The sequence below is a fragment of the Gillisella vitis genome, from assembly GCF_001541345.2.
Taxonomy (GTDB): Bacteria; Pseudomonadota; Alphaproteobacteria; order Rhizobiales; family Rhizobiaceae; genus Allorhizobium; species Allorhizobium vitis.
Window position 1 is genome coordinate 558,355 of the sequence record NZ_LMVL02000004.1, and the last position, 19,866, is coordinate 578,220.

General features: G+C 57.1%; 18 protein-coding genes. 5 read left to right on the plus strand and 13 right to left on the minus strand.

Annotated elements, in window-relative coordinates; all coding sequences use genetic code 11:
- Positions 1-9: 9 nt before the first annotated feature.
- From trbJ to ASB66_RS17235, 11 genes are all read right to left on the minus strand, one after another.
- Positions 10-789 (minus strand): P-type conjugative transfer protein TrbJ, encoded by a 780-nt coding sequence (gene trbJ / locus ASB66_RS17185; RefSeq protein WP_114386759.1) that lies wholly within the window; start codon positions 787-789, stop codon positions 10-12.
- Positions 786-3,290 carry a conjugal transfer protein TrbE gene (gene trbE / locus ASB66_RS17190; protein ID WP_060718426.1) on the minus strand — a complete coding sequence of 835 codons (2,505 nt, stop codon included), beginning with the start codon at positions 3,288-3,290 and terminating at the stop codon, positions 786-788. The genes trbJ and trbE overlap by 4 nt, the downstream gene beginning before the upstream one ends.
- Before the next feature lie 10 nt (positions 3,291-3,300).
- Positions 3,301-3,582, minus strand: coding sequence for a VirB3 family type IV secretion system protein (locus ASB66_RS17195; RefSeq protein WP_060718427.1), 282 nt, complete (start codon positions 3,580-3,582; stop codon positions 3,301-3,303).
- Positions 3,582-3,926, minus strand: coding sequence for a TrbC/VirB2 family type IV secretion system protein (locus tag ASB66_RS17200; protein WP_060718428.1), 345 nt, complete (start codon positions 3,924-3,926; stop codon positions 3,582-3,584). Before ASB66_RS17200 ends, ASB66_RS17195 begins: the two co-directional genes overlap by 1 nt.
- Positions 3,923-4,927, minus strand: coding sequence for a P-type conjugative transfer ATPase TrbB (trbB, locus tag ASB66_RS17205; RefSeq protein ID WP_060718429.1), 1,005 nt, complete (start codon positions 4,925-4,927; stop codon positions 3,923-3,925). Before trbB ends, ASB66_RS17200 begins: the two co-directional genes overlap by 4 nt.
- 186 nt (positions 4,928-5,113) lie before the next feature.
- A complete protein-coding gene (locus tag ASB66_RS17210; protein WP_060718430.1) occupies positions 5,114-6,001 on the minus strand; it encodes a LysR family transcriptional regulator in 888 nt (295 codons plus the stop codon).
- Between the two features lie 177 nt (positions 6,002-6,178).
- On the minus strand, positions 6,179-6,976 hold the full coding sequence (locus tag ASB66_RS17215; protein WP_060718431.1) for a PfkB family carbohydrate kinase: 798 nt from the start codon (positions 6,974-6,976) through the stop codon (positions 6,179-6,181).
- Positions 6,977-7,040: 64 nt separating this feature from the next.
- Entirely contained in the window at positions 7,041-8,054 is a 1,014-nt protein-coding gene (locus ASB66_RS17220) for an SIS domain-containing protein (protein ID WP_060718432.1), read from the minus strand.
- Between the two features lie 30 nt (positions 8,055-8,084).
- Entirely contained in the window at positions 8,085-9,593 is a 1,509-nt protein-coding gene (argH, locus tag ASB66_RS17225) for an argininosuccinate lyase (protein ID WP_060718433.1), read from the minus strand.
- 151 nt (positions 9,594-9,744) lie between these two features.
- Positions 9,745-10,521, minus strand: a complete 777-nt coding sequence (locus ASB66_RS17230; RefSeq protein WP_114386761.1) for a glucose 1-dehydrogenase — start codon at positions 10,519-10,521, stop codon at positions 9,745-9,747.
- Between the two features lie 161 nt (positions 10,522-10,682).
- Positions 10,683-11,444, minus strand: a complete 762-nt coding sequence (locus ASB66_RS17235; RefSeq protein ID WP_060718435.1) for a DeoR/GlpR family DNA-binding transcription regulator — start codon at positions 11,442-11,444, stop codon at positions 10,683-10,685.
- A gap of 400 nt (positions 11,445-11,844) precedes the next feature.
- On the opposite strand from ASB66_RS17235, the gene ASB66_RS17240 reads away from it, so the two are divergent.
- The 5 genes from ASB66_RS17240 (at position 11,845) to ASB66_RS17260 (ending at position 17,439) form a co-directional block, all read left to right on the plus strand.
- On the plus strand, positions 11,845-12,894 hold the full coding sequence (locus ASB66_RS17240; RefSeq protein ID WP_081089064.1) for an ABC transporter substrate-binding protein: 1,050 nt from the start codon (positions 11,845-11,847) through the stop codon (positions 12,892-12,894).
- 119 nt (positions 12,895-13,013) lie between these two features.
- Positions 13,014-14,126 carry an ABC transporter ATP-binding protein gene (locus ASB66_RS17245; RefSeq protein WP_060718437.1) on the plus strand — a complete coding sequence of 371 codons (1,113 nt, stop codon included), beginning with the start codon at positions 13,014-13,016 and terminating at the stop codon, positions 14,124-14,126.
- On the plus strand, positions 14,123-15,022 hold the full coding sequence (locus ASB66_RS17250; protein WP_060718438.1) for an ABC transporter permease: 900 nt from the start codon (positions 14,123-14,125) through the stop codon (positions 15,020-15,022). The genes ASB66_RS17245 and ASB66_RS17250 overlap by 4 nt, the downstream gene beginning before the upstream one ends.
- On the plus strand, positions 15,022-15,840 hold the full coding sequence (locus ASB66_RS17255) for an ABC transporter permease (RefSeq protein WP_060718439.1): 819 nt from the start codon (positions 15,022-15,024) through the stop codon (positions 15,838-15,840). The genes ASB66_RS17250 and ASB66_RS17255 overlap by 1 nt, the downstream gene beginning before the upstream one ends.
- A gap of 192 nt (positions 15,841-16,032) precedes the next feature.
- On the plus strand, positions 16,033-17,439 hold the full coding sequence (locus ASB66_RS17260) for an MmgE/PrpD family protein (protein WP_060718440.1): 1,407 nt from the start codon (positions 16,033-16,035) through the stop codon (positions 17,437-17,439).
- A 4-nt stretch (positions 17,440-17,443) separates the two neighbouring features.
- Here the strand turns inward: ASB66_RS17260 and ASB66_RS17265 are convergent, their stop codons facing one another.
- Complete coding sequence (locus tag ASB66_RS17265) at positions 17,444-17,860, minus strand: hypothetical protein (RefSeq protein ID WP_060718441.1); 417 nt, start codon at positions 17,858-17,860, stop codon at positions 17,444-17,446.
- A gap of 9 nt (positions 17,861-17,869) precedes the next feature.
- Positions 17,870-19,855 carry a conjugal transfer protein TraG gene (locus ASB66_RS17270; RefSeq protein ID WP_114386763.1) on the minus strand — a complete coding sequence of 662 codons (1,986 nt, stop codon included), beginning with the start codon at positions 19,853-19,855 and terminating at the stop codon, positions 17,870-17,872.
- Positions 19,856-19,866 lie beyond the last annotated feature (11 nt).

Here is a 19,866-nt window from a genome sequence, read left to right on the forward strand (position 1 = left end):
CCGTGCTCCTCAATCGTGGAACATGCGAACGCTGGACGGGCTGTAGGCCGAGCCGGTCATAAAGCGGCTGAACTGCTCTCGGGCCTGTTCCTGTGCTGCGGCAGCCCTCGCCTGTTCCAGCGCACTGGCTCGGCCCTGCGCGGCGAGCATGGCCGTCAGATCAGAGATCTGTTTTGCCTGCACAGCCATGAGCTGGTTGCCGGCCTGGGTCGCCTGCAGCACACCGACTGCCGACTGGCTGGCATCGACCAGTTCGCTGGTTTGCTGTTGCGTGCCCTCGATATTGTCGACTGCCACGGCTCCCGCCTTCAGCGAATGCTCGAAAGCGGAAACCGATTGCTGCCAGCGCTGTTGCGCGGCCGAGACCAGCTGCGTTGCTGTCCGGTCTCCAGCGGCAAAATCGCGATAGGTGGCGTTGAACTGCTCGTCGATATTCTGGACGTCGTAGGCAAGCTGGTCCGCTTCCCCGAGCAGGTTCTTCATCTCGGAAAAATTGTCCTCGATCTGCGAGAGCATCGAGGTCGGCAGGCTGGTGAGGTTCTTCGCCTGATTTATCAGCATCTGGGCTTCGTTCTGAAGCGATGTGACCTGGTTCTTGATCTGCTCAAGTGCCCTGGCAGCCGAGAGCAGGTTCTGGCTGTAGTTGGTGGGGTCGTAGACAATCCGCCATGCGAAAGCCGGCGTCGCTAGAAATGGAACAGCGGCGCATGGCAGGACCAGAATTGCTGCGGCGCAGGCGAGTGAGCGGACGCGGCCTTTGAGGTCGGCACGGACAACGGTAGTCTTCATGGGGCAATCTCCTCTTCGGGTGACAGGGGGTTGGACGCCAGGCCAGTCGTCTTTTCCACCGACTGGTCGATGACGTTGGTGAGGTCGGGAACAAGATCGGAGGCCCAGCGCAAGCCGTTGGCCTCGAGCCAGGCTTCAAGAAAGAAAGGGCGCGCGCCGTCGCGGATCAGTTCGTCGATCAGCGCATGGTCAGCCTTGGTGGATGCGGCGCAAAGCGTCAGCGCTACGGATCCAAGGCCAAGCTCGAACAGCCGGTTGCCTCTGCGGCTCTGGCAGTAATAGTCCCGTTTCGGGGTCGCCCTTGCGATGATCTCGATCTGGCGCGCATTCAAACCGAAGCGTTCATAGATAGAGGTAATCTGTGGCTCGATGGCCCGCTCGTTGGCGAGGAAGATGCGCGTCGGGCAGCTTTCGACGATGACGGGCGCGATCGGCGAGGCCTCGATGTCGGCGAGCGACTGCGAAGAGAAGACGACGCTGACATTCTTCTTGCGCAGCGTCTTCAGCCATTCCTTGATTTTCTGGGCGAAGCTGCCGTCGTCCAGCGCCCGCCAGCCTTCGTCGATGATCAGCAGGCTCGGCCGACCATCGAAGCGGGATTCGATCCGGTGGAACAGGTAGGAGAGAACGGCCGGCGCCGCTCCTGTGCCGATCAGCCCTTCGGTCTCGAAGGCCTGTACCTGCGCGTCCCCAAGCCATTCCATTTCCGCATCGAGGAGGCGACCATATGGGCCACCGATGCAGTAGGGCCGCAAAGCCTGCTTGAGCGCTGACGATTGCAGCAGTACCGTCAGGCCGGTGATGGTGCGCTCCACGACCGGTGCAGAAGCCAGGGACGTCAGCGCTGTCCAGAGATACTCCTTGATATCAGGCGTGATGGTGACGCCCTCCCGGATCAGGATATCCACAAGCCAGTCGGCGGCCCATGCCCGTTCCGGCGTGTCCTGAATTCCGGCGAGCGGCTGGAGTGATACGGTGTTGAGAGGCGATGTATCGTCGGAAAGCGATCCGCCCAAATCCTGCCAGTCGCCATTCATGGCAAGCGTTGCGGCCCTTATGCTGCCGCCGAAGTCGAAGGCGAAGACCTGGGAATGGAGATAGCGGCGGAACTGCAGGGCCATCATCGCCAGCAACACGGACTTGCCGGCACCGGTCGGGCCGACGATCATGGTATGACCGACATCGCCGACATGCAGGGAAAACCGGAACGGCGTCGATCCTTCGGTGCGAGCATAGAATAATGGCGGCGCGTCGAAATGTTCGTCCTTCGCCGGACCAGCCCAGACTGCGGACAGCGGAATCATATGGGCGAGGTTCAACGTTGAGATCGGCGGCTGGCGGACATTGGCATAGGTCTGGCCGGGAATGCTGCCGAGCCATGCCTCGATGGCATTGACGCTTTCGATGATCGCCGTGAAGTCGCGTGACTGGATGACTTTTTCCGTCAGCCGCAGTTTCTCGTCGGCAATCACCGGATCGGCATCCCAGACAGTGACGGTGGCGGTGACGTAGACTTCCCCGACCTGATCGGAGCCGAGATCCTGCAGGGCTGCATCGGCATCGGCTGCCTTGTTGGCGGCATCGCTATCGACCAGCACCGATTGCTCGTTGGTCAGCACTTCCTTGAGGATCGCGGCAATGGATTTGCGCTTGGCGAACCACTGCCGCCTGATCTTCGTCACCAGCCGTGTCGCGTCGGTCTTGTCGAGCATGATCGCCCGGGTGCTCCACCGATAGGGAAAGGCCAGCCGGTTGAGATCGTCGAGGATGCCGGGAAAGGTGACCGTCGGAAACCCGATCACAGTCAGTGTGCGCAGATGGAAGTCGCCAAGCCGTGGTTCAAGCCCGCCGGCCAAAGGCTGATCGGCCAGCAGCGCGTCAAGATGCATCGGTGTTTCCGGAATACGGACACGATGGCGTTTGGTGGAAATGGTCGAATGCAGGTAGCTGAGCGTCTCAGTGTCATCCAGCCATTCGGCTTCCGGCACGAAGCCTTCCACGAGATGGAGGACACGATCCGTCCTGTCGACGAAACTGTTCAGCAGTTCCCATGGATCGACTCCGCTTTTCTCCCGGCCCTCGTAGAGCCAGCTTTCCATGCGCGAGGCTTCTTCCGCAGGCGGCAGCCACACGAAGGTCAGGAAATAGCTGCTCTCGTAGAGAAGGCCGGATTCATCGAATTGTTCGCGCCGCTCTGTGTCGAGAAGCGCAGATGCCGAATCCGGAAACAGGCTTTCCGGATACTCGGTGGCCGGATTGCGCTGTGCTTCGACGAAGATCGCCCAGCCGGAGCCGAGGCGACGCAGCGCGTTGTTGAGCCGCGCCGTGGTGCCGACGAGTTCAGCCGGCGTAGCGCTGTCGAGATCGGGACCGCGAAACCGGGCGGTGCGCTGGAACGAACCGTCCTTGTTCAGGACGACACCCGGTGCGACCAGCGCCGCCCATGGCAGGAAGTCAGCCAGATGTGAGGAGCGTTTGCGGTATTCTGCGAGGTTCATCATCGGCAGGACCTCACACGCCCATATGCGCCGGGTAGCGCAAGTGCCTGCGCCCGACATCGACGAATTGCACATCGCGTTTCGCTGCCCAGACGGCCGCGAAATGGCCGATGGCCCAGATCACCAGCCCGGCGATCCAGAGGCGAAGGCCGAGGCTGACGGCAGCGGCAAGCGTGCCGTTGGCGATGGCGACGGCTCGGGGAGCGCCGCCGAGCAGGATCGGTTCGGCGAGCGAACGATGCACGGTGGCGTAGAAGCCGCGCACGTCGTCTTCCTGTTGAAAACCGCCCGCCATCAGACCAACGCTCCGCCACCGAACGAGAAGAACGACAGGAAGAAGGAACTGGCCGCAAACGCGATGCTCAACCCGAAGACGATCTGGATCAGCTTGCGGAAGCCGCCGGACGTATCGCCGAAGGCAAGCGCCAGGCCGGTGGCGATGATGATGATCACCGCGACGATCTTGGCGACCGGCCCTTCGATGGATTCCAGTATCTGCTGCAGCGGTTCCTCCCACGGCATGGACGAGCCGGATGCATGGGCGGGTGCCGCCATCAGCAGCGTGATCGAGGCGAGCGCCGTCGCATAGACAAGGCGATTGCGAACACGACGAAGGACAGACGAGACAGACATATTCATTGCTGGTCTCCTTTCGGGAGAGGTTGGTGAGCGGGAGAAAGGTGAGCATTGAGGGCGCGGTAATCGCCGGAGACGGGATCGAGCCCGTCGACCAGGGCGATTTCCACAAGGCGGCGGGCAGCGCCACGGCCGGACAGAACGGCGATGATGTCGATGGTTTCGGCGATAAGCGCGCGGGGAACCGTGATCACGGCTTCTTGTACGAGTTGCTCCAGCCGCCGCAGCGCGCCGATCGCCGTATTGGCGTGGATCGTGCCGATACCGCCCGGATGGCCGGTGCCCCAGGCCTTCAGGAGGTCGAGGGCTTCCGCGCCGCGCACCTCTCCGACCGGAATGCGGTCGGGGCGCAGGCGGAGCGATGACTTGACCAAATCCGAAAGCGAGGCGACACCATCCTTGGTGCGTAGCGCGACAAGGTTCGGAGCCGCGCACTGCAACTCGCGGGTATCTTCAATCAGCACCACGCGATCGGAAGTCTTGGCGACTTCGGCAAGCAGAGCATTGGTGAGTGTCGTCTTGCCGGTGGATGTGCCGCCGGCGACAAGAATGTTCTTGCGCTTCTCCACTGCCAGCCGAAGCACCTCGGCCTGGTCCCGGGTCATGATGCCGGCGGCGACATAATCGGAGAGAGTGAAGACAGCAACGGCAGGCTTTCGGATGGCAAATGTCGCGGCGGCAACCACCGGCGGCAGCAACCCCTCGAAGCGTTCGCCGGTTTCAGGCAGTTCGGCCGAGACGCGCGGCGCACCGGCATGAACCTCGGCGCCAACGTGATGCGCGACCAGGCGCACGATACGTTCGCCATCCGCCGGGATCATTATGTCGTCTGTTGCGACAAGACCCTCCTTCAGACGATCGACCCAAAGGCGTCCGTCCGGGTTCAGCATTACTTCGACGATGGCGGGATCTTCGAGATAGGCGGCGATGGCCGGCCCCAGTGCCGTGCGGAGCATTCGCGCGCCGCGTGAAACGGCTTGCCCTTCGTGATGATGATTGGCCATGATGCCCCCGTTCGGGCCATCCGCTAAACGGGCAGATGGCAACAGGGACAATCAAGAAAGGCACAAATTACGTGCCGGCAACACTATTCTTTCAGGGATCGTAGGCGCTCGTAGACGCGCGGAAAATTACTTGCGGGATACGGCGCTACCGGCTGGCCCTGTCTTGCACAGCGCTTGGCAGGCCAATCAGCTTTGCCGTTTGATGGTATCGATGAAGGTCTTGAGTGCCGGGTTCTGGTTGTCTGGTTTCCAGTAAGCCATGTAGCCGAGGCGTGTCGCACCGCTACCACTATGCAGCGGGCGAAAGACGACCCCAAGACTGGATAGGCCAACTGCGCTTTCGGATTGCAGCGCTATGCCCTGCCCGCTGGCGACTTCGCTCAGAATGCTTTCGCGGCTGAGGCGCCGCGTGATGATGTCGGGATGATCGGAAGGTGCAGCCAGATGACGGAGAAGGATCGCGTGGATATCCGGGCCGGGATCGTGGTAGCTGATCAGGAAGCGCTCACCCTTCAGGTCTGGCCAATAGATGACTGACCTTTCCACGAGAGGATGATCTTGCGGTAACGCTACCACGAGGTTTTCCGACCAGAGCGGCACAAAATCAAAAGCCTCGCCTCTAACGACGTCTCCCAGCACGACGGCAGCATCTATGGCGCCGGACAACACACCGGCCGCAACGTCAATAAACGGTGTTTCGATCAGCTCTACCTCGATATCGGAATATTGGCTTCGGAAATCCCGTAAGGCAGCGCGCAACGCTCCGGATGAAAGCGACTTGTAAAAACCGACGACGACGCGCCCTAACCTCCCCGAACCGCTAGCCTTGGCACGATCCCTGAGTTGCTCGATATCCTCAATGATGCGGCGCGCCGACACTGCGAATTCCTCGCCGACCGGCGTCAGCCGCGCGCCTGCTGTAGAACGGTCAAAAAGCGGTACCCCGAGTTCATCTTCCAGTTCACGTATTCGCTTGCTGATGATGGGTTGGTGGACGTTGAGTTCGTTGCCTGCGGCGCTGAAACTTCCATTCCGAGCGGTGGCCACAACATATCGAAGATGGCGCAACTCCAAAAAATTTCTCCTTCGTTGCCGCCGACCTTTCAATCCGCGATGTCCGACATATAGAGACCATGTCCGATCTCTGAATTTCGACGGTCGGTATTACCGCAAGGCCCTATCATTGCTGCCGAACCGGTGTTGAGCGTATCGCTGCTTCCCACTCGCACAGAGACAGCAGCGAAACACGCATCAAATCATAACCAATTCCTGTGGGAAGCCTCCGAGATGTGTGCAGGTAACAGCGGCAGCGTCACGGCCAGCGTTCAAACAAGCCTGAAGGGACCCTCCAGACAACCTACACGCAATAAAACCTGCAATGAATGTGTCCCCGGCCCCGGTGGTGTCCTTAACCTCAACCTTCTTGATACCTGTTTCGACAATCTGGTGACCGTCGCTAGCAATACTGCCGAGTGCGCCACGGGTGACGACTGCAATGCCGCAGCCTTTGGCGAGTAGTTGCTGCAGAAGCTGACTCGCGTCTTCCGGAGCATCGCCGGCAGACGCAAATGCCATGGGAAGATTATCTATATGGGAATTGACCGTGATATCCTGAGAAACGCTGACGCCTGCAGCAACAAGGTCCTGCTTGAGCGCTCCATCGTCGTCGAGCCAGCCGATATGGACGTGACGAAGCGTTTTCAGTTGCGCAACTTCGTTTGACGTCGGCCGGTATCCCCTACAAACGCCAAATTCCTCAAAGATAAACTTGCGCTCTCCACTGGGCGAGATTTCGATGTCCGTATATGCAGTGATGCCCGGGACAACTCTGACAGGGTCGATAACCAGATGGTTATCCGCGAACAGATCCCTCATGCGCTTGCCATCCGCGTCGTTGCCAACAGCTCCGAAATATGTCGACTTCAGGCCGAGCTTTGCGAGGTGGATAGCCACGTTGACGGCGTTGCCTCCGACGGCGGAATAGCCGAACGGCGGAAGATACTTGTCGATGCAATTGTCCCCAACAGCGGCGACTTCGAAGGGAAGCATGTTGACCTCATCACGAAATAAGGGGGCGGCTGGCATTGTGCCGGCCGACCCCAGGGGTTCATACTCAGTAAGCGACGCGCTTGTAATAGCGGCGGGTGACCAGAGGATGATCTCGCATTACTTCGAGATGGGCGCTTAGGCGTTCGAAAACTGTCGCCAAAACAATCGGGGAAACCAGCGCGCGTACTTCATCGGAAACACCAGGAAGTGCAAACTCCTTGCTGTCGATGATCGTGAGATTATCGGTATATCGCGGTACGAAGCTTTCCACCCGCTCGGCGAGCGGACGAAACGCGTCTTCGCCTTTGCACAGAACGACGCTCACGCCCTTCTCGACAAGCTCAAGCGTGCCATGGAAAAAATCAGAAGCGTGAACGGGGCGGGTTCTGATCCACTGCATTTCTTCAAGGATACATGTCGCATAGTAGAGAGCGGAAGGCCACGTGGTACCAGCACCGGTGAAGATGTGATAGTCCGAGGCAGCAATGCGGGAGGCAAATTCATCTGCCTTGGGTTCGAATGAGCGCTTCACTTCAATTAGCAAGCCCGGCAGGAGTTTCAATTCCGAGAGGATCTGGTCGTAGTTTTTGATCTCACCCTTCGCCTTCATGATCGACAGAGCGACCAGCAGCGATTGGAGATAAAAAGATTCACACGACGTGTCGTCTTCCGCGAAGTTAACGAAGACATGATCACCGCCCTTACCCAAAGGCGTTTCTTCATGTCCCACAAAGGTAAGGACGGTTGCACCGATCTCCTTCAGCTTCGCGAGCATTGCCACACTTTCCTTTGTGGTACCGGAAAGCGATGGCATCACGACGATAGATCTAGCGGTCAGGTTGGCAGAACCTGTGAGGATCAATTCGGCCGGATAGTCGATGAAGGCAGCGAATTTCGACCGACGCTGAAGCAGTTGATAAGCAGGTTGCATCAGATAGGCGACACCACCGGTTCCTAGGAAGTACAGGTTTTCGGCACCTGCGTCGATAGCAGCGGCGATGGTGCTGTCGATCCGTTCTGCCAAAGAAACAGCACCCGACTGAATGCGTAGGAAACGAGATTCATCAAAATTAAGCATGGCAAGTTCTCTCATGTTTGAAGTTGCAGGTTAGGATGTTATTTTTTGGATCGCTGCGCGAAGCAGGATGCTTGCGACGTCGAGATTCTGCCGGCGGTTTGCCAAGACTTCTAAATCCTTGGCACGTTTAGCTCCGAGCGAAGTCAGCATGCGCCGTACTTCAGAGGGAGCAGTCCCTCCCGGGGTGGTGCGGGCGTTAACTGATCGGACAGGATCCAGGCAGTCGCGGACGAAATTCGCTGTAATGTCTAGCGCCCGGCCAAGTTCGTGCATCGCAGCAGCGTTGATAGTCTCAACGGTCATGCCGCTCGCATCTAGTCGTGCGTCAATCGCTTGTTGGACTGCGCGCCCAACGACATGGTGCGCTTCGCGAAAAGACAGGCCGCAGCTGCGGACCAATCCATCTGCAAGATCAGTCGCGGTGGAGAAGTTTTCGTAGCATCTTTGCTCAAGGCCCTCATTCTTCACCTCAACGCATTCGAATATCAGTCTGAGAAGATCCATCGCATTGACGAAGAGCTCGAGCGACGGCCATGCATCAGTGATGCCTTCGCGCGTGGCATCGAGGCCAATCGAATAATTGCTGCCCTTAATGCACGCCAGGGTGCCACTCAGCGCGCCGATACTGCGCCCAGAGGCAGCTCGGAAATATTCCAGAGCAAACATATTTTTCTTCTGGGGCATGATACTCGACGTCCCTGCGATGCGGTCGGGGAACGAGATCGTGGCAAACTCATGGGTGCAAAAAACGTACATGTCCTGAGCCACGCGGCTCACCATTGATAGCGCGCTGGTAGCGGTCCAGAGCAACTCGGTAACGAAGTCACGTGATGCAACTGCTTCCAGGCACGGCTCCGCCAGCCCCTCGAAACCAAGCAGATTAGCGGTTCGGTCACGATCGATGTGGAAGCTCGTACCTGCCAGAGCCGCTGCGCCCAGTGCTGACACATTGATACGAGCGTAAACAGCTGCAACCTTGTCGTACTCGCGCGATAATGCTGATGCGACGTTGGTTAGAAAGTAGCCGAATGTGATAGGCTGGGCTGGTTGTAGGTGCGTATAGCCAGGCATAATCGTTTCAGCGTGCTCAGCGGCCTTTGCCTCGCATGCCGCCCGAGCGCCGTTCAACCCGTCCATCATTCGCAGGCACAGGACGCGTGTTCGCATCCTGTCTAGCGTTGCGCCGAGGTCGTTTCTGCTACGGCCGGTGTGCAGAAAGCCGGCATCCTCGCCGATCATGGTTGCAAGCTTGCTTTCAAATGCGAAATAGCCGTCTTCAAATTGCGGGTCGAGGTCGATTGCCTCAACTCCGTCCTCTTGAATTTTAGCGCTGGCTCGCAGGAGCGATTGACCCACAGAATGCTTGATCAATCCTTGTTCAACCAGCATTACCGTATGGGCGTCGTTGATCTGGCATAAAGCGGCTAAGGCATTGTTATCGAAGCCTGCCATACCCGGCCGGTATATGACGTCGGCGAGTTCTTTCGCGGTTCGTTCAGAAAGACGGGAGCTGACGGCGTTTTTGGAATCATTACTCATAGTCACGGGTTCTCCGCTCCGGCACGCGACCTGCCGGTGCCTGATCAAAACAAATCTCTAAAGCTAGTTGGTGCGACTCTGGCACCCTCCGCCCGCCGTGTCTGCCATCAAGCAGTTCTACGGTGGGCGGTCGCCATCTGGCGGGATAATATCACCAGCAGGTATACCCACCGTCGACGACAAGGATGCTCCCGGTCACGTAGCTTGCAGCATCGCTCGCGAGGTAAAGCATCGCGAAGGCAATTTCTTCCGGTTTGCCCATGCGGCCCATCGGCGTATTGAGCTCCCAGGTCGGCAACCACCCCGAATTGATGATTGCTTCCTTGGTCATATCGGTCACGATAAAGCCAGGCGCTACAGCATTCACACGAATCTTGTGCGGTGCAAGCTCGCAGGCCATCGATTTAATCATCTGGTGAACGGCGGCCTTACTTGCATTGTAGTGCGCCTGCGGCTGAGGCCGATCAACGATCAGACCAGAATTCGAACCGATCGAAACGATACTGCCACCGCCGTTATTAACCATTGCTTTTGCCACAGCTTGTGCAATGAAAAACTGGGCATTCACGTTGACGTTCATTACGTCCTGCCATTCCTGCGGACTAATTTTCAGGACGTCAGTGTTCGGGCCGATACCGATGCAATTCATGAGTACATTGACCGGACCAAAGTCACGAGTGATGTCTTCCACCACCGTCTCAGCTCGTTTCCAGTCCCTCAGATCAGCACTGTAGAAGCGCACATTTTTTCCTGAGGCTTCCGCGAGCCTCTTTGCAGAGGCCTGCCCCTGCTCCTCGAGGATATCAACGATGGCGACGTTCGCGCCAGCGTCGACGCATAGCTCGGCAACCGCAAAACCGATACCTCTGGCTGCTCCGGTTACAACGACAGTCTGGCCATCGAGGCGAAACCGATCTAAGGGGTTCATATTCTCATCTCCTAGTTTATTGCGAAGCTATGAATGGCAAAGCGCAGGGCGCACGGCAGTCGCACCCAGCCGCAGCCAGAAACGTTCATCTCTGGTCTTGGGACTGATACTCTTTCTTGCTCGCCCTCGCTTTGAGGGCCTAGGTCTGCTGGAGCGACAACCTAAACGGTGATTACTTTCGTCAGTTCTCGAAGAGGCGCCAGAGTTGACGAACTAGCCTCCTCGCCCGTTATTAGGGTCGTCACGGACCCAAGACTGCCTATGACACCAAGCGAATTTCTTCCAAGTTTGCTGTGATCAGCGAGGACAATTACCTCGCGAGCAGCCTGCATCATCATCTGCTTGACCAACGCTTCCTCGACATCAGGAACCGTCATCGTTCCAGTGCTGTCCACGCCCTCGACACCCATAAAAAGGCGGTCGCACCGGACAGATTCGAAAAATTTCGCCGCGACTTGCCCAACGGCTGCGACTGGTCCTCTCCGCAGAGCTCCTCCACAGAAATGAAGATCGATCTGTCGTCCATCGATCAGGTCCGCAGCGACATTCAACGCGTTCGTTACGACTGTAACTCGACGATCTTTGAGCAGGCGAGCAAAGTGGCCAGTCGTGGTTCCGGAATCTATTATTATTCTATCTCCGTCGTGGACGAGGCCCGCGGCGAATTCAGCAATTCGCTTTTTCTCGGCGACGAACTGCGTTGCCTTTGCGGCAAAGGAGACCTCGAAAAACGCGGTTTCCTTTAACTTTGCACCGCCATGAGTTCGAATTAACAAACCCTCTTTTTCGAGTTCTGTCAGGTCGCGCCGGATAGTCATCTCCGACACACTGAACCGCTTACAGAGCTCGTCAATACTGCCCGTGCCTGCCTCACCGAGGAAGGTTAAGAGCTCTTTTTGACGGTCATTCCGCCCACCGCTCATTCTATATCACTCCAGACGATCAATGTTCGTTTCAAACAAATAAACAGCACGGATGGTGAATGATTGCAACAAAGTTTTTCAATAATGTTTGTTTGATGTTTGATATTGACATATTTCAAACATGTGAGAGATTGGAGCTGTTGAAATCTCGCATGGACGGCGACCATCGCCGAAAAAGGCCGGGATCCTGTCGAAGGCCGACATAGAAGCGGCTGAGATCATAAAATTTTGGGAACTAGGCAACCAGGGGAACTTGGTTGCCCAAACAAGCACTCATGCCCGCCGCATCAGGGCTGAGAGGCCAAGATCGTCCCCGGCAAATCCGACATCGCGTCTTAGTTACTCGATATCGATAAACGACCGGATCGCATTGGGAACTTAACAAAACGGGAGTAAATGCATGACACGGAATTACCTAACTCGCCTTTTGCTGTCGGCCTCGGCTTTCGCTCTGACCGGAGCTTTAGCGGTCGCACAGGCCGCAGACGTGGTGATCGCATCATCCGGTGGAGCTTCACAAAAAGCGCAGCGGGAAGCGCTTTGGAAGCCTGCGGCTAAGGTGCTTGGAATGAGCTTTTCGGAAGAAACTTCTCAAAATTGGGGAGAGGCAAGGGCGCAAGTCGATGCAAATGCCGTGGTCTGGGATATCGTTCAACTTTCGCTCGCCGAAAGCCAGCTCGTCGCTGACGCTGGCGTGATCAGCAAGCTGCCGGCAGATATCGTCAACAAGGCGGACTTCATTCCAGGCTCGGTCAACGATTATTGTGTCGGCGTTACTGTATATTCGACAGTAATCGGTTACGCCACCGAAGGCTTCGGCGGTAACAGCCCAAAGGATATGAAAGATTTCTGGGACGTGAAAAAATTTCCTGGAAAGCGCGGAATGTACCGAGCTCCACGAGGCAACCTTGAAGCCGCTGTGCTTGCGCTTGGTCATCCCCGCAGCGAGATCTACAAGTTCTTGAGCACACCGGAAGGCCGCAAGGCCGCCATGGATAAGATCGCGGAACTGAAGCCGAACGTTATCTGGTGGGAAAGCGGCGCGCAGTCCATGCAGTTGGTGAAGGACGGTGAGGTCCCGCTGATTTATGGCTGGAATGGCCGCATTCAGGCTGCGGTGGATGCCGGGGCAAAGTACAAGTTTACCTTCAACGACGGCCTCTTGAACATCGACTGCTACGGGATCGTAAAAGGCTCGCCGAACCCTGAAAACGCAATAAAGTTCTTGAAGGAAATCTCCAAGGCGGAGTACTCCAAGGACTTGCCAAAATATATCTCCTATGGTTCCCCAAACCTCAAGGCCTCTGAGGGATACGATGCGGCAACACTATCCCGTCTGCCGTCGTCGCCAGAGAATGTAGCTGTTCAGTACGCGGCTGATGTCAATTTCTGGAACACATACGGTGCTGAGCTGTCGGAAGCGTTCGACTCAATGCTTTTGACAAGGTGACCCCTCCCAGGGCAGCCGTGACCTTTGGTCAACGGCTTCCGCCGGGCGCCTCATTAAGATCGGGCGCCCGGCGGTATCAGTCGAAAACATGATTTCCCTGCATTGGATACTCTAACATTATGGAACATCAAAAAATCCCCAATTCTGCCGCTGCACAGTCGCTCCCGATTGGCATCTCTAAGATAGGCAAGGCATATGGTGGCGTAACTGCACTTAAGAACGTCTCGCTAGATATCCGCAGCGGAGAGTTCATGACCCTCCTGGGGCCTTCGGGGTCCGGTAAAACGACGCTGCTTATGGTGCTGGCTGGTTTTGTACGGCCCGACCACGGATCCCTCAAGTTTGGGGATAAGGAGGTCATCCTGATGCCTCCACACGAGCGCGGCATTGGCATGATGTTCCAGAACTACGCGCTGTTTCCCCACATGGACGTGTTTGCCAACATTGCTTACCCTCTGAAAATTCGAAAACGTTCCAAGAATGAAATCGAAGAATCCGTGGCTGAAGTCCTTGAGTTGGTTCAGCTGTCCGGATACCAGAATCGCCGTATTTCGGAACTGTCTGGCGGTCAGAAACAACGAATTGCCCTTGCCCGTGCGGTGGTTGCGAAACCCAAAATTCTCCTGATGGATGAGCCGCTATCGGCTCTCGACAAGAATTTGCGTGAACGCATGCAGGTTGAACTGCGTGCGATGCATGAGCGCCTCGGAATGACGACCGTACTGGTGACGCATGACCAACGAGAAGCGCTCACGATGTCTGATCGGATCGCCGTGTTACGCGGTGGTGAGATCGCCCAACTCGACAGTGCTGAAGAGCTCTACAATGCGCCGAAAACAGCGTTCGTGGCCGAATTCATGGGCGAGTCCGCATTCCTCCCGGTAAAAACCGTCGGCGGCGAGCCAGTTTGCGGCGGCCAGCCGTTGAAGATTGCGCCTGGCACAAATGCGCCGGACGGGGACAGCCTCTTGGTTATCCGCCCTGAAAAGATGGAAGTCATGGCGCCATCCGTAGATCAAAGTGTATTCAACGTGTTCAACGGCACCCTTGAGCGGGTTCTTTTTCAGGGAGAAAGTTGCCTCGCGTTTGTGAAGCTTCCATCTGGTGAAATTATCTCCGTCAGACGAAACCTTCGCGAAGGAACGAGATCTCTTTTCCCGCACGCTGGCGAGCCGATTTCTCTCGGACTGCACATGAATGAAACTCGTGTTGTAAGTGAGGACAAGCGATGAGTACGGTCATAGCAGGCCTAAAACTCCCCCTAGACAATGCCGCACCGCTCCGCGCGGCAACAAAAAAAGAAGACCTATTGCTGCTGTCGCTGGCATTGCCAGGGGCCGCCCTCATCCTCCTGGTCGTGATCTTGCCCGTCGGCGTTATGGTCTATTTGTCGTTCATCGCAGATAGGGGTGGATTTACTCTTCTAAACTATTCCAGGCTCTGGGAGCAGCCAGTCTATGCTCAAGTGTTCGCAATGACATTCAAAGTGTCATTCTACACGACGCTGCTCGTGGCATTGATCGGTTACCCGCTGACTTATTTTCTTGTGCAGATGCCTGATAGTGCGCGCAAATATTTGCTGCTTGGCATCCTCGTACCGTTTTGGACTGCGGTATTGGTACGAACCTACGCATGGCTTGTCGTTCTCCAAAACAAAGGCCTCATCAATAGCACGCTGATAAAGCTCGGCATCATACAAGAGCCGCTCCAGCTTGCACATAACATGACCGGCGCGTTGATAGGCATGGTTCACATCATGTTGCCATTCATGGTTCTGCCTCTGTTCGCATCAATGCGATCCATCGATGAGAATCTGGTGGCTGCAGCGTGCAATCTCGGGGCTAAACCATCCCGTGCGTTCCGGGACGTCTTCTTTCCACTGTCGTTACCAGGGTTCCTATCGGGCATCTTGATCGTGTTTGTCATGTGCCTCGGATTCTATGTCACGCCTGCCGTTCTCGGTGGTGGCCAGGTCATCATGGCAGCAATGCGTATTGACGCAAACGTGCGCCTGTACTCGAGCTGGGGAGCCGCGAGCGCTCTAGGAATCGTTTTGCTGGCGATTACCATGGCCCTTATCGGCATCGCAGCCCTGATCGCGCGCAAAAAAGGGCGGAGGACAATCTAATGAACTGGTTACGACGCCCTGCATCAATCACGCAAGTAACGCATCAACAGCGCCTGTGGCTCTATGTATTTGTAGCCATCACTATGATCTTCCTCATTTTGCCGACTCTGATCGTGATCCCGATGAGCTTTTCGGGCACGTCGGACCTCGAATTTCCACCACGGGATTTCTCTTTCAGATGGTATGAAAGCTATTTCTCGTCCACTGACTGGATGAACGCCACCTTGACGTCTTTCAAGGTCGCGATTCTGACTACAATTGCGGCGACAGGGATCGGTACTGCTGCTGCGTACGGAACCTGGGCAGGAAGCGCTCGATGGCGTTCTCTTCTGTTGGCGGTATTCACCCTGCCGATGGCTGTGCCGATCATCATTGTAGCGGTCGGCTCGCTTTTCGTCTTCGCGAGATTGGGCCTCGTTAATACAACCTTGGGCTTGACGACCGTCCATACCGCGCTGGCCCTTCCGATTGTCTTTATTGTGGTCACTGCCGGATTGGCTTCCTATGACGCCAATCAGGAACAGGCCGCTAGAAGCCTCGGAGCAACGCGCTTGCGCGCATTCATGACAGTCACTTTGCCTCAGATAAAGGCGTCGGTTCTCTCGGCGACCCTTTTCTCGTTCTTCACGTCCTTCGATGAAGTTGTGGTTGCGATGTTCATTTCCAACGGTTCGGCCGCCACGTTGAATCGCAGGATGTTCAACGCGCTCAGGGACCAGGTTGATCCGACTATTGCCGCGATATCAACCTGCCTTATCAGTGTGACAATTCTACTCATCATCCTCAGCCAAGCGTTCAAGGCCCCGACCGTCAGATGACGGTCGGCTACTCTTCCGCATCGGAATTTCTATGAGCGTCGAGGCACTTGCAGATCACTTCGTTCGAAAGTCTATGCCCTCTTGGCTCACTTCCGGCGTATGGCAGCGAGGAACTCCTCCGGACTTCATGACAAATGGCGCACATAGGTCCGCCGGATCATGCTGCGGATTGTCTTATTTGAGAGAGAGTATATGGAAAACACACCAGCCGATACAGAGCGTCGTCTCGCCGAACTCATTGTTAGTGATGCACCGGAGCCTTCCCAAGAGATCATACTGCAAGCATCTCGCCATATTGCAGATCTTGTTGGTGTTGCACTCGCCGGAACCACGCTTCCCGCATTTGCGCGCCTGGTTGAGCTGGTGGGAGACAACTCCACGCCGGATAAACTCTCAGCTCGTATTTGGGGTAGCAACAGACGGGTTTCACTACGAGAAGCCGGGTTTATCAACGCGTTTGCCGGACATATACACGACTTTGATGACGATGAGACGGGGCATTCGTGGGCGCACGTAACAGTCACAGCTGCAACCGCGGCCTTGGTTACTGCAGATGCGTGCCCTGGGATATCTGGTGCAGACGTTCTACGAGCCTACGTGATCGCCACTGAGGTCGCGATAAGGCTTGGCGAGATCGTAAATCCACGTCACTATCGGAGTGGATGGCACTCGTCCGCAACATTAGGAGTTTTCGCTGCTTGTGCAGCGGCCGGTCGCGTGCTCGGCTTAACAACCCATGAGATGTGTCAAGCCCTTGGCATGAGCGCTTCGCTTTCATCTGGTATACGGGCCAACTTCGGCAGCGACACAAAGCCGCTTCAGGTGGGCCAGGCCGTTCGCAACGGGATATTTGCAGCGGAAGCGGCGAAGGCGGGATTGACGTCGTCTGCGGGCGCCATCTTTGGAAGCGGCGGCTTTACATCTCTTTTTAGCACGGGGGATAACGTCGGTAGCGTCATCGAGAGTTTTGGCAAACCATACGGATTTTCCCAAGGAACGTTGGTTCTTAAGGCATATCCGTGCTGTACCGCCTCGCATACGGCGATCTACTCGACCATCGCTTTGAAAGAGGAGTACGGTTTTGGTGAAGGAGACATTTCCACGATGACTTGCTTCGTTGATCCGGTCGCTCCACAGATCTTGGTGCATGATAGTCCAACGACCGGCAATGAAGCAAAATTCAGCATGCCCTACAGCCTCGCCATAGCAGCGAAGACAGGCCGTGCCGGGATAGGCGAGTTTAATTTCGACAACGGCGTGAGCGAAGATGTCAGCGAGCTCATGCGCAAAATCATTGTGATATCGGACGACACCTTGCCCAAAGGACCGAGCGGAGCCTCTGTTGCGTCTCGACTCGAGATTAAACTCAATGATGGCCGCACCCTGAAACGTTTTCAAGAGTATGTTCCTGGCAGCGCCGGGGAGCCGATGTCGACTGAAGCATTGGAAATGAAGTTCATGACATGCGCGTCCACGCTGCCACCGAGAGCCGCCAGCAATTTGTTTTTCTCGCTTTTGAACCTGGGTTCAGTTGGCGCTATCGGCACTATTATCGATGCGTTTCACGCTCATGAATACCCAAGGCCAACGATTTCCTAGTTGGCTACTCGAGGTCTTCAGAAATCTCCTGCCTCAGCTTTGGACCTTTCGCCAATCTCCGCCCCAACGCGGTGACGAACGCCTCGTAGCGTTCACTCGATTTGGCTCGTGCAGCCTGCGCGGCAGGCTCCGGCAGCGTTGGAGTTGTCGATAACCAGAAGCGCACAAACACTGCCAACGTCTCGACGGAAATGCCGAGGTCGCGCTCCATTCGCGTCATGCGGCGGTCGAGTTGGTCAAGCCGCTTGGTGGTGGCAGCCTCCTGTCGCTCGGCTCCATCTGGCGACAGGAAGGACGCGATACCCGCTTCGGCGATCAGGGATAGAGATTGATCGCGCCGAGCAGCATACGCAGCGAGCGCCTTCATGACATCAGGATCAAGATAGACTGAGAGGCGCTGTTTCTTGGGAGCTTTTATCACAATCGTCTCCTACAGATCGATCCCATCGCCCGGATCGAGCGAGGCCTGACGTGCTACTTGGCGCATGGTCTGGTTCATACGGCTGAGGCGGGCGGCGTCCTCCTCCACATCGTCGCGGGGGTCGATCTCGAATTCGTTCTCGATCACATCCTTACGCTCGACCGTCCTGGTTCGGCTCAGTTCCGGCTGATGTCGGCGTTCAGAGTCCGTCGGATCGTCGTCCGTCTGCGCTTCTGCCGCGACCCGCGTGTCTAATACCGGCGGCTTCGGAGGTTCGATGTTGCTCCAGTCGTCGGCTTGTCCGCTCTTTGGCTTGGTCAGGGTAGGTGGCGTCAGGATTCGCTCCTGAAGGCGGCGATCCTCGTAGTATCGGGCTTTCTTAGCTCGGATCGGCGGGATGCCGGCGACCATGACGATCTCGTCCGAGGGCGGAAGCTGCATGATCTCGCCGGGGGTGAGGAGCTGCCGCGCCGTCTCGGAGCGGGAGACCATCAAATGCCCGAGCCATGGCGAGAGCCGGTGACCGGCATAGTTCTTCATCGCCTTCATCTCGGTGGCGGTGCCCAGCGCATCGGATACCCGTTTCGCGGTACGTTCGTCATTGGTCGCGAAGCTGACACGGACGTGGCAGTTGTCCAGGATCGAGTTGTTCGGACCATAAGCCTTCTCGATCTGGTTCAGCGACTGGGAAATCAGGAACGCCTTGAGGCCATATCCGGCCATAAAGGCGAGCGCACTTTCGAAGAAGTCGAGGCGGCCGAGTGCGGGAAATTCATCGAGCATTAGCAGCAGTCGGTGGCGGTTGCCTTTCGCTTGCAGGTCTTCGGTCAGGCGCCTGCCGACCTGATTGAGGATCAGGCGGATCAGCGGTTTTGTCCGGTTGATGTCGGATGGCGGAACTACTAGGTAGAGCGTGGTCGGATGTTTTCCGCCGACGATGTCGACGATGCGCCAATCACAGCGGCGTGTGACTTCGGCGACGACGGGATCGCGATAAAGCCCAAGGAACGACATGGCGGTCGACAGCACGCCGGACCGCTCGTTGTCGGATTTGTTCAGCAACTCGCGCGCGGCGGACGCGATGACGGGATGCGGCCCGGCCTCGCCCAGATGCGCCGTCTTCATCATGGCAGCCAACGTTGATTCGATTGGCCGCTTGGGATCGGACAGGAAGGCGCCTACGCCAGCGAGTGTCTTGTCGGCCTCGGCATAGAGAACATGGAGGATCACTCCAACCAGCAACGCGTGACTGGTCTTCTCCCAGTGGTTTCGCTTTTCCAGCGAGCCTTCGGGATCTACGAGAATGTCGGCGATATTCTGTACGTCGCGAACCTCCCATTCCCCTTTCCGGACTTCCAGCAGCGGATTGTAGGCGGCAGACTTCGCGTTGGTCGGATCGAACAGCAAGACTTGACCATGGCGGGCGCGAAAGCCAGCGGTCAACGTCCAGTTCTCGCCCTTGATGTCATGGACGATCGCCGACCCAGGCCAGGTCAGAAGCGACGGCACGACCAGGCCGACGCCCTTGCCGGACCGGGTCGGCGCGAAGCACAGCACATGCTCCGGCCCGTCATGGCGAAGGTAATCGCGATCGTGCTTACCGAGCACGACGCCGTCGGGGCCGAGCAAACCGGCCGCTTTGATCTCGTCGGGACCTGCCCAGCGGGCGGAGCCGTAGGTTTCGACATTCTTCGCCTCGCGCGCGCGCCAGACGGACATGCCGATCGCAGCGGCAATAGCGATGAAGCCCCCGGACGCTGCAATGAAACCACCTTCGACAAAGATTGGCGGTGCGTACGCATCGTAGAAGTACCACCACCAGAAGAAGGCCGGCGGATAGTAGATCGGCCAGCCCGCCAGTTCGAACCACGAGTCCCCGAGCTGCGGCTGGAATCCCAGCCGCCACGCGGTCCACTGTGTCGCCGCCCAGGTCGTCATGAGGACGATCAGGCAGACGGTGATGAGTTGCCCCCAGAGGATCTTGGTCGCCGACATGGCTTGTTCCT

Coding starts and splice junctions, on each gene's coding strand:
- trbJ (WP_114386759.1), bottom strand. CDS start 789: ATGAAGACTACCGTTGTCCGTGCCGACCTCAAAGGCCGCGTCCGCTCA.
- trbE (WP_060718426.1), bottom strand. CDS start 3,290: ATGATGAACCTCGCAGAATACCGCAAACGCTCCTCACATCTGGCTGAC.
- ASB66_RS17195 (WP_060718427.1), bottom strand. CDS start 3,582: ATGGCGGGCGGTTTTCAACAGGAAGACGACGTGCGCGGCTTCTACGCC.
- ASB66_RS17200 (WP_060718428.1), bottom strand. CDS start 3,926: ATGAATATGTCTGTCTCGTCTGTCCTTCGTCGTGTTCGCAATCGCCTT.
- trbB (WP_060718429.1), bottom strand. CDS start 4,927: ATGGCCAATCATCATCACGAAGGGCAAGCCGTTTCACGCGGCGCGCGA.
- ASB66_RS17215 (WP_060718431.1), bottom strand. CDS start 6,976: ATGCTTCCCTTCGAAGTCGCCGCTGTTGGGGACAATTGCATCGACAAG.
- ASB66_RS17220 (WP_060718432.1), bottom strand. CDS start 8,054: ATGCTTAATTTTGATGAATCTCGTTTCCTACGCATTCAGTCGGGTGCT.
- argH (WP_060718433.1), bottom strand. CDS start 9,593: ATGAGTAATGATTCCAAAAACGCCGTCAGCTCCCGTCTTTCTGAACGA.
- ASB66_RS17230 (WP_114386761.1), bottom strand. CDS start 10,521: ATGAACCCCTTAGATCGGTTTCGCCTCGATGGCCAGACTGTCGTTGTA.
- ASB66_RS17235 (WP_060718435.1), bottom strand. CDS start 11,444: ATGAGCGGTGGGCGGAATGACCGTCAAAAAGAGCTCTTAACCTTCCTC.
- ASB66_RS17240 (WP_081089064.1), top strand. CDS start 11,845: ATGACACGGAATTACCTAACTCGCCTTTTGCTGTCGGCCTCGGCTTTC.
- ASB66_RS17245 (WP_060718437.1), top strand. CDS start 13,014: ATGGAACATCAAAAAATCCCCAATTCTGCCGCTGCACAGTCGCTCCCG.
- ASB66_RS17250 (WP_060718438.1), top strand. CDS start 14,123: ATGAGTACGGTCATAGCAGGCCTAAAACTCCCCCTAGACAATGCCGCA.
- ASB66_RS17255 (WP_060718439.1), top strand. CDS start 15,022: ATGAACTGGTTACGACGCCCTGCATCAATCACGCAAGTAACGCATCAA.
- ASB66_RS17260 (WP_060718440.1), top strand. CDS start 16,033: ATGGAAAACACACCAGCCGATACAGAGCGTCGTCTCGCCGAACTCATT.
- ASB66_RS17270 (WP_114386763.1), bottom strand. CDS start 19,855: ATGTCGGCGACCAAGATCCTCTGGGGGCAACTCATCACCGTCTGCCTG.